We start from the raw sequence: 13,079 nt of genomic DNA on the forward strand, positions 1-13,079 counted from the left end.
AGACATACAAAGAAACTTGCACAGCCTCAAAACGATTCTTCACCTGCTTTTTTCACATCAAAGCACAGAACCCGCCTGCCTTCGTTGATTCCAACTACTGCAGCCCGTTTCTATCTCACTGACGCTCCCCAAATTGCATTTCCGCCTGTATGACGGGCACTGTTATGAACAATATTTGGTATCAGTTCTATTTTCCCTTCAACCTGATGATGATGCCAAGTGTAACCCGCAATGCGTCCCTGATTCTTACCTGCCGCAGCGTCATCAATTAATTTTTTTTCTGCAGCGGTAAAAGTTCCTTTGACTTTAGGACTTCCAGACTCGATTGCTTTCTTTAACTGTTTAGCAGCCTCGGTAAATTGAATATGATCTTTGGCAATGTACATAGTCTCAGGGATATTAGCTGTAAATCTAACGTAATCTTTAAAGATCGGAAAGCCTATGACATCGTAACTTACCATATAGGGACCAGATACAGTTAGACCAGCTTTATCCTTGTTAATAATGCTGGCAGTTCCCAATGATGAAGGCTTGTTCAGGTAAATATTTACGTTTTCAACCACTTTTCTAAACTCCACAGCATCTTGGTATCCCTTTACTTGCCCATTTACATTTATCAAAAAATCTTCAACTGTCTCAAAATTTTTTGGCACAACTTCCTTCATTAGAACTTTCTCTTTTTTTGCGACATCCTCGATTAGAACCGTCTTCAAAATCCCATCTCGTGTCATGGTTCTTGTAGATTTGTGTAGCTCATTAGGTCCAAACTCTTTTATAAATAAAATAGCGATGCATGGCCCTTCCAGCAGTTCAGACTCTTTCATGCCATTTCTTATGAGCTTTTTAAAGAAGCCTCCCCCTCGCCCCCCACCAGCCAGGATTTCTTGGTCAAGTTGATTGAGCCAATATTGTAACTCCTTGTTCAGATAAATATAATGCGAATTGTATTTAACCCTTTCTGGAATATCTTCCTCGTTGAGATGTGCAATTCGCTTTTTTATGACCAAACTACGCCAAGGGAGTTTATCTAGATAAAACTCATACCATGCCCAGTCTACGTTATAATACTCCCTGGTAGTCTGAAAAATCCATCCTGGGCTAGTCTTAACATACATGCCTTTATTTTTGATCGGATCATTGTCGCAACAATTCTGTGGATCATAATATTCTATCCTATTACTTACACTCTTCTTTTTCTTGGGGGGTGAATTTGTTTTGTTGCTTCTCGAAAACAGCCTTACCTCGTCTTCTTCCTGATGCTCTGTTACCTTCGTTTCTTCTAGAGCAACCCCGTTTGCATCGGTGTAACCCATCTCAAAGCCGTCCAGTAACCCATCTCCATCTGAATCTAAACCGTCAATTTTTCCATCACCATTCGCATCCTCTATCGAAGTGGAGAGAATAACTCGCTCCAATGTTCCAAGTCGAATTCCTTCTTTCTCTACCCGATCTGGAATCCCGTCCTGGTCGATATCTTCTTGAGCAACCACAGATTCCCACATAGCTTTCAGAATAGGTACAGACTGAGTTACATCTTGCAAATCGCTCTTTGCATATTGTCCGCCTGTTTCTTCAGCCAATTGCTGCAGACTCCATTCTCCACTGCCTGATTCATCAGAGGTCCAATACGTAAAGATGATAATCTGGTGAGCATTTGCCTTCTCGATTGCAGATGCTAGATTCTGGTCTGCAAGATTTTGTTCCGTGGAAGCAATTAATAATACTTTCCACTTATCTTTCAAAGATTCGTTAGCTGCCAACTGATCGATTGCACTGGAGATATAGGATGGACTTGCTGCTTGATTGAGAAATGCCTGCCCCTTCACCAAATCAGGCGGAATCACCGCCGTTCGGATTGCTTCCTCTAATTGAGCCCTGTCGATTGTTCCGTAGTTGAAAATACTCTGATTTCCTACAACGTAAGCAGTTGCCACAGCAAAATTTTCGATTTTTCCACGGATTACAGTTGGTTTACCTGGATCATATGGCGTATCCAGGAGTGCTTTCCAAGCTTCATAGTCGACCAGTACATAATAACCGTCTTTATTGACAGTCGCGGTGATCGTACGCTCTGCTTGATTTCTCTCTGTATGGGGAACCTTTTTCAAAATTTGCTTTTCTTTGTCGTAATGCATGACAGCAAGTTTTTGCATATCAATATGATTCCACTTGTCAGAGAGTTTTAGTTTCAATGTCGCTTGTTCAAAATCCTCAACAATCTCCAAATTGACAGGGTGTCCGATCATATGAGGAGTTCTTTTGACAAAAGGGTTTACAGATGCATCTGTCACCATCGTGTTTTCCTTCGTTTGTGGAAAACCTTCAATCGTAACCTCAGGCATCACCCCTCCTTCCCTAAAACTCTCCTGTTCTTCATCAAATATTTCAATTTTGTCGGTAATCCTAACTTTTGAATCAGGCTGCCCATCACCGTCGCTGTCTATACGCAATGGGTTTAAACCCAAATCAAGTTCTCGCTTGTCAGAAATTCCATCTTTATCTGAATCCCAATTGGTCGGAGAGGTATTGAACTTATTTACTTCGTCCCCATCAAGAATCGTATCATTATCTGTATCCGCTTTATTAGGCTTCGTACCTAAATTCACTTCTTCTATATTTGACAATCCATCCAGATCGTCGTCTTCATCGGTATCTAGAATGCCGTCGCCATTGGAGTCCTCTAGCGTTGGATCGAGACCATTTTCAATCTCTTCCCGATCACTTAACCCGTCCTGATCCGTGTCTCCGGAATATATATCTGTTTTGAAGGTAAGCTCGATTAGATCGGGTATATCATCGTTATCTGAATCTTTATCCAGATTTTCCATTCTATAGTCCAAATCATAAAAAGCTAACAGATTCGATCCAGTATCCATGAGATTCTGGATTTTTTCCAGCGGTTGTACAATCGTTCCGTTTTTCAATTCGCCTAAAAGCGTTTCCCAAGAACCTTGGAATTCTTCCAGTGATCTTATATATTCAGTATCCACTTGTTTCCCAGCGTTTACGAGGTTATCAGCATACTGTGTAGCATCCTCTTTAATTGCCTCCAGTTGTTGCAACTCTAGCATCAGTAAATCTGTGATTTGCTGCTTTAGTTTCTTCCGCTCTTTTTCTGATAGTTCTTCCCCATACGTATTCCAATATGCGGAAAGGCTATTAAACAAATTCAGTTGTGAATGAGAAACCTCTGTTCCACTATAACGATTAATGGAGATCATGCTTCCCGAAAGGGCTTTTTCGTATGCATCCATTTTCTTTGCCAATATTGAGCTTACGCTGTCTGTGACCATGTTCCCTTCATGATCTGCAAACGTAACTTCTTCATCCGGCAATGTCTCTTTAAGCTCATCGAGCTTATCCAGTATGCGATACGGATCCAAATTGTACCAGTTGTATTCTTCACCAGACTTCTTCAACAGTTCCATCCATTCAGAGCCTTCTTGCACTACTATGTTTACAGAAGCTATAAAGCCTCCATCATTGGATGTAACTGTCACACTCGCATCCCCAATTGCTTGAGCAGTTATCTTACCGGTTGGATCAACAGTGACGATCGACTCATCACTGGAGACCCACTTCAATTGCTTATTTGTTGCATTATCAGGTTGAAAAACAACCTTTAGTTGCTCCTCAGCTCCCGGTACCATCGACACATCGCTCTGCTCGAGTGAGATCCCCGTCAATGGAACGGGGTTGTCCTGAACGACTACTTCCATTTCTAATTTTTGCTCTAAATAACTGACTGTAAGCGTTGCAGATCCTTCTTTTAGGCCTGTAACGATCCCACTTTCGCTAATACTGGCTATTGTTTGCTCTTTGATGTGATAAACAGCTTTATCTGTAACATTAATAGCAGCAGAGTCTGGATAGTGTACATTGATTCGTAACTGTTGTGCCCCACCAGTCTGTAGAAATACGGATACGGGTTCGACGCTGATGGATGTTGGCAACTCATTTTCTCGTTTTTCTGTTTTTACTCGTAGTGTTACCGCTTCACTTGTTCCCTGTTCGTTTCGTGCTAACAGAGAATAAACGTACTCCGTTTCCGGTTGCAAATCTTTGTCTGCATATCTAGTTTCGATTCCAGTAAAAACAACGGTATCATCTCGTTTCAACTCATAGGAGACAGCGCCCTTAACCTCGTCCCATTCAAGAACAACACGTGAAGCTGTAGGGTTTGCTTTGAAATTTGCAGGTGTCGCAAGCGGTTCCCTCTGCGTGTCTTCTGTCTCGTATGTCAGTTTCAGATCATCTACATAATAGGTTCCATCTGCCCCATCATCTGTTGCTTTTAGATAGGAATAAATTTTGGCATGGTCTACATCGAGAGGAGTCGTTCCTCTTTTACTTACCAACACGTATTCGTCTTTAGGATCAGTTTCAAGCTGGACACTTTGACTATCAAGCGAATTTCCTTCTTTGTCGAAAAACTCGATACCAAGCTCTACAGTCGATTGACTCAATGATGCAGCTCGTAAGCTTCCACTCAATCGGTACGCTTTATCGCCTTCTATCTTTACTTTCTGGAAAATCTTAATTTCTTTTCCTTTTGGAATACCTGTTCCCGCTATTTTTTGAGCAAAGTTCCCAGATGCAACTGGCGATTTGACTACTTGAAACTCCCCAGTTGTCACTTCGTCTTGAGCAACTTCCCACTCGTCTGCAATACCATTTTCACCTGTATATTCTTCAAAACCAGCATTTTGCAATAAATTGACCTCTTCGCTAGCTTGTGCAGCTAGAGCATCTTTGGCCAACTTCCTTGCTTCTACTGTAGAAATAAACGGGAGCATTAAACCGGCTACCAGGATGATGTTAGAAACGATAATTAGCCATTTATAATAAAACCTATTTTTCAAACGAACCCCGTCTCCTATCTGGCTTCTTCCCTATTTTTATTACCTGTTCGATTGAACTGCTTTTACTTTTTCCTCAAAATCCGGACCAAATATTTTATTGATAGCCGGATAGATCGTCGTCTCATTTTCCGGCTCTGGAATCATTCCAGCAAACAACTTATAGAAACCTCCAAATGTTACATCCGTCTCAGCAAGATTCGTAACGACTAACTTGCCACCCGCTGGTACAAGCGGCTCTTCTGTTGTTCCGATCCCTTTTTTCAAAACACTGCCATCTGCTTTATAAACCGTGTATTCAAATCGCTTTCCTTCAGCAATATCCGTTTTGATAGCAGCACTTGCCGTCCCGATATTCAAATAGGCATAGCTATTTCCGGTACTGATCGTAGAACGCAATAGAGCCGGATTCTTACTTTCCTCAACAATAAAGTCATTATCATAGGTAAACGTCACAGGATTATTTGAGGTGACTGATACGACTGCTTGTCCACCAATCGGAACGTATGGTGCCTCTGTAGCTCGCATCTTTTGGAAATAGCCTGTTCCATTTTTGTTATAGACGGCAAGATCAAAAAAGCGATCATCAGCCAATGAAGCGTTATTCGGAATTTGTTTTGGCGCGTTTCCGTTATTAATAAATACATAGCTTTCCCATGGATAAACAGTCTTTTTACCTAATAACTCATTTTCTTTTACAGTGAATAGCTCATAATGACCCCAAAAATTAATAATGCTATCTGAAGTCCCAATAACAGCTATTCGCTTCCCAGGCGAAACTAACGGCTTCTCAACTGTATTTGATTCCCTTTTTTCGACAGTGCCATCTGTCTTGTACAAGACGTAATCGTAATTTCTCCCCATCCAAGCATCTGTTTGCAACCTCTCATCCGAATTACCGATATTTGTAAACAGATAGCTTTTGTCCTTACGAAGCGTTTTCTTGACTAATGCAGGTGTAGCCGAAGGTCTGACCTCAATTTCCTCGTCGTAAGTAAAGGTAACAGGGCTTTCTGAAACAACTGTTACAACCATGCGCCCTCCAACCGGTATGAGTGGAGTATCTGTGGAGTTGATGTTGGAGCTTTCTCCCGCACCATTTTGCTTGTAAACAGCATAATCAAACAATTTGTCATTTGATGTGCTAGAACCATTATTCGTGACGATTTTGGAAATTGTTGCTTTGTTAATAAATACGTAACTTTCCCCTTGTCTGACCACTTGCTTTCCTTTGCTCGGCGGATTTGTCAGATCGTCTGCCATGAAAAAATCATAGTATCCCCAAAACAATTGAGGGCTCCCGGATGTGTTTGTAACTACCATCTTCCCTTTTGGAGGTATCGTAGGTTTAGCTGTTGAACTGGACCCTTGTATCACTATCGTTCCATTTTCCTGATAAATGATGTAGTCAAATTTGTCAGGATAGACCACGCTATTTTGCATCATCTCGTTTGTTGCCCCGATATTTTTGAAAGCGTAGCTCGCTGCTGGATTGACATACTGTTTGAGCAAAGCGGGATTACGGCTCGGTTCTACATCTATATCATTGTCATATTGGAATGTTACAGGACTTGGTGATAGTACAGTTACCACTACCCTTCCTCCTCCTGGGATGCTCGGTACTTCACGGGTATTCAGCACCTGCTTATAGCCAGATCCGTCTCTGTTGTAAGCAGCAAAATCGAAATACTTACCACTATTCTCGTGTTGTCCATCATGGCGAAGTTCTTTTGTAGCACTTGCCCGATTTTTAAATACATAGCTTTCGCCATTGTAGATAATGATTTCTTTCGATTTTGGCCCTGTCCCATCTTCACCGACAAAGAGATCGTAGTAGCCCCAGAAGGTTATCGGTCGTTCGGACACGGTTGTAACCAGAACTTTCCCGCGAGAAGGTACAAGCAATTTCTCTGCAATAACAGTATCCTGACCTACAATACTTCCGTCCGCCTTATAAGCTACATACTCATATTTTCTAGCAGTAGTACCACTGTTCTGCAAAAATTCATCACTAATTGTTCCCATGTTAGAAATGATGTACGAGTTCCCTTTATCCAGGGACTTTTTAAACAATGCAGGCTTTTGGCTATGTTCTGCTTTTATTTCAGTATCGTAACGGAAGATGACAGAATGGTCTGATGTCACAGAAACTACTGCTTTCCCACCTGCCGGAATTTGAATGGACGATGACGCGTTTAAATCTTGAGCAAATCCTGATCCATCTCGCTTGTAAACGGCATAATCAAAATATTTATTTTTTTCGTCCATGGTTGCATCGTTGACTAATTGCTTAGTCTTCGTACCCACATTAATGAAAACATAGCTTTCCCCTTTTAAAACCTCTGTTTCATTCGTCACTCCATCCGAATTTCCGTCCCCGACAAATAAATCATAATAGCCGAAGAAAGTAATTGGCTCATCATACGGGTTGGAGACGACGATCCGTCCACCAGGGGGAACCCCTGTCTCTGCCATATGATTAATTCCTGTGCTTTCCAATACTCCACTTGCATCATAAATGTTGTAATCAAACTTTCTCTTCGAAGAAGCATTGTTTTTCAATACTTCTTTAACACGACCTCTACTTGTGAACGTGTAACTCTGTCCTTTTGCTACCGTTTTAATTAGCAAAGCTGGATTTTCCGACGTAGCCGCTTCAAAATCATTTTCATTGTAGATCAATGTAACCGGATTATCCGAAACTACAGTAACGACAATTCTGCCACCTGGCGGGACATAAGGGTCTGCAACAGAGTTCATGAATTGAACATGTCCATTCCCTTCTTGATTGTATGTCGCAAAATCTATATATTTTTTCTCCCGTGTAGAAGCGTCCGTCATTACCTGTTTATTGGTTGATGAAATGTTAACAAGCGAATAACTCTCGCCTTTTTGCAATGTTTTCCGCGTTAGTGCCGGATTGTCAGAAGGATCTGCATATAAAAACTCGTAGTATCCGCCAAAAGTAATCGGTTCATCTGAAATGGATGTTACTACAATTCTTCCTCCAGCCGGAATGAATGGCTGTGCAGATGTATTTGCTCGCTTATTCCGTAGGGTTCCATCCGCATAATAGTTGGCATAGTCATACTTCTTTCCTGAGGTAGCAATATCATTCCTGAGTGAGAAGCTTCTTGGCCCATAATTTGTGAAAGAATACGTTTCATCCTTGCTTACAACTTGTCTGAGTAGAGCTGGATTTTCACTTGGTTCTGCGTTAAATTCCATATGGTAAATGAACGTGACTGGCGTATCTGTTGTAACGGTCGCTACAAGTCGTCCTCCTGGCGGAACGTTCGGGTCCCATTGTGAGTTCATTCGATGACCATATCCAAATCCTTTTTGATCGTATATTGCATAGTCAAATAACTTTTGTTGCTTAAATGAAGCATCGTTCATTAAAGAACGGTACCTTTTTCCTATATTTGTAAAAGTATAGCTCTCACCTTTTTTCAGCGTTATGCGCATTAAAGCTGGATCATTTGAGATGTATCCAAAAAAGAGCTGGTTGTATCCACCGAAAGTAACCGGACTATCTGTTACGACTGTTACCGTAATTTGGCCACCGGCAGGGATGCTTGGTTCAGAGGAGACCGCAACACCCTTGCCAGCTAATGAACCATCCTCCTTATAAGTGGCATAATCAAATTTTTTTGAGGCAGAAGCGTCATTTTGTATAGAAGCACTCACTGCATTGTTGTGCGAAAAAGTATAGCTCTCACCCTTATATAGTGTTTGCTTATACAGCGCAGGCTCAGAAGTTACGTCTCCAATAACATCACCAGAATAAGTAAATGTGACAGGATTGCTGGAAACAACGGTTACCACCATGACACCGCCACTCGGTATGTATGGATCTGCTGCCGAGTTCATACCTTGACCGTATCCGTTCCCATCCTCTTTGTAAGTGGCATAGTCAAACAATCGATTATTGGCAGTCGACGCATCTGTACTGATTTGCTTGAGAGTGGTTCCATCATTATAAAAAATGTAGCTCTCTCCTTGATTCAAGGTAACGGATGTTTTATCAGACACAGTGTTTGCTGAAGCAATTTCTTGGATATTAAATAATTGTAGGATGAAAGCTAGTACAATAAAAAACCGAAGTATTATACTGTTCACGTCATGTATCCCTCCACAAAATCTCTGATTATAGCAATTATGATAGTTTTTGTAATTTCTCAAGAGTAATGAAGCCCTACCCATTTTTTGGGTAGGGCTTCTACTTTGCCTATCTAACAAGCACTGCTAGAATGCTGCAAAACTCTTCCAAACTTCTCTCCTTTTGGGGCTTTTTTAGTTTGCCTATTCAAAAAACACTTCAACTGGGCCGGACTGATGCTCGATATCCTCGTTGCCAAGGAGTTTATTGCCCCAGTTGTTTCCCCACGCCCAAATTGTCCCATCGTTTTTTAATACAATGGAGTGCTTAGTGCCACTGCTCAGAGCAATAACGTCATTGATTTCCGGAATTTGATGAGGAGATGCAATGATACCTCTTGTATCACCGAAGATGAGGTCTCCATAATTTCTTCCCCAGCCCCATACAGTTCCATCATCTTTCAGTACGGTGGTCCAAAAACCTTGGGTCGTAGCAATAGCGTCTACATGATCGAGGTTTGGAACTTGAACAGGCTTATTTGTATTACCAGATTCGCCCTCTGTGCCGTTTCCAAGTTCTCCATACGCATTAGAACCCCAAATCCATACCGTGCCATCACTTTTCAGAGCTACAGAATGAAATTCACCAGCCGCAATTGCGACAACATCTTCCAGACCTACCACACGAACTGGCGTAGTTTTGTCTTGATTGTATCCATTACCTAACTGGCCACTTTTATTTCCACCCCATGCCCAAACTGTCCCATCATTTTTTAGTGCAAGTGAATGTTCGCTTCCAGTCGCAATTGCTTTGACATCATTCAATTTGCTTACTTGTACAGGTGCGTACACATCCACCTTGCTCCCGTTACCAATGTTGCCCTTTGGATTGTACCCCCAAGCCCAAACAGTCCCATCTTCCTTTAAAACCATATTGTGAGAATAGCCTGTTGAAATCGAAACGACATTTTCTAGACCGGGGACCTGCACAGGTACATCACTCTCTGAATAACGACGCCCATCTCCAAGTTTTGTTCCCCACGCCCAAACAGTTCCATCCTCTTTAAGAGCTAGAGAACTTGTATCAGACGCACTTACCGCGATGACGTTGGATAAATCCTCAATTTTGGTAGGAAGCCTATATTTGTCTCTTCCTGTGTCTCCAATTCCTAAAATTCCGTTACTTGTACTCCCCCAAGACCAAACGTCTCCATCAGCATCAATAACCAGATTATGAATGGCGCCCGCAGAAATTTTCGCCATATTCATCGCGATTTCTTCATTATATTCTGCATGCGCTACGTTCGTTGCAAATGCATTTAAGGCAAGCCCAACTGCTAAAATTCCTGAAAAAATTTGCGAAGTTAGTTTTTTCATCAATAGGACTCCAATCACTTAAAAATAAAAAACGAGAATGATGATATAATTCAAAATTATAGATCCAAAGACAATATGCCTATACTTTAGCGACACACCACCTTACACATTTTTACATGGTTATTTTTACACAAATCACTATACCATATTATAGAATCATTTCTCAATATTTTCTATATGTGTGCGTTTTTATTACAATAAATCAAAAAAAGGATGGGTGATTCTTCCCATCCCTCTTTCTTCTTTACTTTGGACGCCACTCATCTAGCTACTGTCCTCTCCGGCAAGCTGCCGACAGAGGCGATCAAAACAGACAATGTTTATTCCGCCAGTCTCCAAACTCACGCATATCAAGATCCTTCCATTGACCGATTGATATTACGTCCAATCTAAGCAAGTCGGCGGGAGTTGCATACCATTTTACTACTCGCAGACGAGATGATGGTCATGACAAATCATCCCATAGATGCCCATGCTGCTTCGCCCTTCCTTTGATTCGTAGGTCATAAAGTGAAAAAATCCTCTCATCCGGATCAGAATCTAATTCATTCTTCTTTTTGCTCTTGCAAGTTTATACTTGATCCTAGTTAATAAACAGAAAGCCCGCTTCCTGGCTACAGCTGCACACCAAGCTCTTTCGCCAAAACCAGAAACATCGCATGCGACCAAAGCAGCGGCACGGCTGGATTACCTTCTCTTTTGACCCACGACTCGTAATGTCCGGGTGACAGCAAATGCTCCTGCACCTGCTCCGGAAAGCCGCCCGGCTGGTGCTGGGAAGCGATCCACCCGAGCATTTTTTCTGCTTCCTCCCACCTGCCTGTACGCACGTAGTACCAGCCCAACCAGGCGGTTAACAGCAGCCACTGTCCCCCGCCGTAATACGTATCGGCAGCGTAGCGATGCACGCCATATCCCGCACGCAGCTCCGTCTCGATTGCTTGCACCGTCTTTTGCATGAGCGGATCATCCACCGCGACCACCCCGTACGGCAAAGCCAGCCAGAGCAAACTGGCATCCACTGCCTGGTCGCCGACTGATTTGATAAACCGCCCGTCCGCTGTGCCATGCTCCCGGATGAACTGGCGGATCGTCTCGGCCAGCCGGGCCAGCTCGAAAGCGCGCTCAGGCAAGAACGGCTCCATCGCTTTGATCCCGCCGTAAATCGCGCCCAGCGTTACCGGGTGGATTCGATCTCCGCCCTCTTCCCAGCAATCAAAGTTGGGGAGCTGCCAGCACGCTGCGACGTAATCAATCGTCAGCTCAATCGAAGGCTTCAATTGCTGGATCAAATCATGCTCCCCGCTCATCCGCACGTGCTCCGCCAGCCCCCACAGCCATGTCCCGTAGCCATCGAGCTGAAAGCTGCCCCATTCGCCTGCCACTTCTTCGCCCTCTGCGGTAAAGCGCGTATGCAAGAAGTGGTTCTTGTCCGCATCGCCTGTCTTCGCTGCTGCAATGGCCGCTCTTGCCTTTGCCTCATGCTTTCGAATCACAAAATCGCACCAGCGGTAAAACTTGCGGGCGCTCTCATGCTCGCCTGTCCGATTCATCGCGTATGCTGTAAACGTTCCGTCCCGCAGCCACGCATATTGATAGTTCGCAAAACCGGGCGAAGCCATATACGCTCCGGTGCTCGCCTGGTGCTGCAAGATCAACTGGACACTTTCCCCGATCAGCGTCATGTTTATCCCTCCTTTTGGGACAAGCCGACTTCGTGTCAGGCGCCGTTGCGCTTCGTCGCCTGGCTATGCTGTTATAGCATATGCACCTGGCGGCCATCCCGCGCCATTTTGCCCTGCCAAAAAGGAAAACCTGCCGGATGCCCATGTCCAGCAGGTTTTGATTGGGTGTCTCTTCGTTTTACGATGGTACATCCATATTTTCGGATTTCAGGTAATGCTGCAGTTCCTCATAAAAAGTCGGGTTGCAGGCCATTACGCTGCTTTTTTGGTCGTAAGGCAGCGGGGTGCCCGTCATGGTCGTCACCCGACCGCCCGCTTCTTCCACAATGATTCGTCCGGCCCCGAAATCCCACGCATTGAGCGAAAGGCTCACGTAGCCATCCAGTCTTCCGGCCGCAACGTACGCCATCTCCAGCGCGGCACTGCCAAGAAGGCGCATTCCGCGCACTTTTCCGGCGAGCTTTTTCACGATCAGATCAATGCCCATCTGCTCGGCACGCTTGTTCCAAAACACACTCGTGCACAACAGCGCTTCTTCCAGGCTGACTGTGCGGTCCAGGCGCAGCGGACGGTCATTCAGATACGCTCCCTCGCCTTTTACCGCGTAAAAAAGCTCATCGCGCGAAGGATCGTAGACTGCTCCGACGAGGCCCTCTCCCTTATGGTAAACGGCAATCGAAACGGAAAAATTGATCTGCTGATGCACAAAGTTGGTCGTACCATCGATCGGGTCAATGACCCACAGCGTCTCGTACTTGGCTGGGTCTTCCGCAAAGGTCCTCTCTTCCCCCAAAATCCCGTGATCGGGAAACCGCTGCAAAATCATACCGACGACATGCTTCTCCACTTCTTTATCTACAGCCGTAACAAGATCGGAGGCAGACGTCTTATATTCGACGGTAAAAGGTTCTCTCATTCGTTTCAGACTCAGCTCACCCGCTGAACGGGCGCATTGCAGAGCCAGCTCTTTTAGCGCCGCCAGAGTTGATGCTTGCACGCATATCGCCACCTAAAACTTGACTTTCTTTTTAGTGTACCATACTTTACCTGCGGTTAC

At 43.9% G+C, this 13,079-nt stretch carries 5 protein-coding genes; all 5 read right to left on the reverse strand.

Annotated elements, in window-relative coordinates; genetic code table 11:
• Positions 1–110: 110 nt before the first annotated feature.
• The 5 genes from AAFJ72_RS16270 to AAFJ72_RS16290 all read right to left on the reverse strand — a co-directional run bounded on the left by AAFJ72_RS16270 (position 111) and on the right by AAFJ72_RS16290 (position 13,019).
• The gene (locus AAFJ72_RS16270) at positions 111–4,862 is read right to left on the reverse strand and encodes an Ig-like domain-containing protein (RefSeq protein ID WP_432774743.1); all 4,752 of its coding nucleotides are present in this window, start codon (positions 4,860–4,862) and stop codon (positions 111–113) included.
• A 39-nt stretch (positions 4,863–4,901) separates the two neighbouring features.
• Complete coding sequence (locus tag AAFJ72_RS16275) at positions 4,902–8,981, reverse strand: hypothetical protein (RefSeq protein WP_432774745.1); 4,080 nt, start codon at positions 8,979–8,981, stop codon at positions 4,902–4,904.
• A 183-nt stretch (positions 8,982–9,164) separates the two neighbouring features.
• Positions 9,165–10,337 carry an RCC1 domain-containing protein gene (locus AAFJ72_RS16280; protein WP_432774747.1) on the reverse strand — a complete coding sequence of 391 codons (1,173 nt, stop codon included), beginning with the start codon at positions 10,335–10,337 and terminating at the stop codon, positions 9,165–9,167.
• Positions 10,338–10,951: 614 nt separating this feature from the next.
• Positions 10,952–12,022, reverse strand: a complete 1,071-nt coding sequence (locus AAFJ72_RS16285; RefSeq protein WP_432774748.1) for a glycoside hydrolase family 15 protein — start codon at positions 12,020–12,022, stop codon at positions 10,952–10,954.
• 178 nt (positions 12,023–12,200) lie between these two features.
• The gene (locus tag AAFJ72_RS16290; RefSeq protein ID WP_432774749.1) at positions 12,201–13,019 is read right to left on the reverse strand and encodes an inositol monophosphatase family protein; all 819 of its coding nucleotides are present in this window, start codon (positions 13,017–13,019) and stop codon (positions 12,201–12,203) included.
• Between the last annotated feature and the right edge of the window lie 60 nt (positions 13,020–13,079).

It is taken from the genome of Brevibacillus gelatini (assembly GCF_050920745.1).
Classification (GTDB): domain Bacteria; phylum Bacillota; class Bacilli; order Brevibacillales; family Brevibacillaceae; genus Brevibacillus; species Brevibacillus gelatini.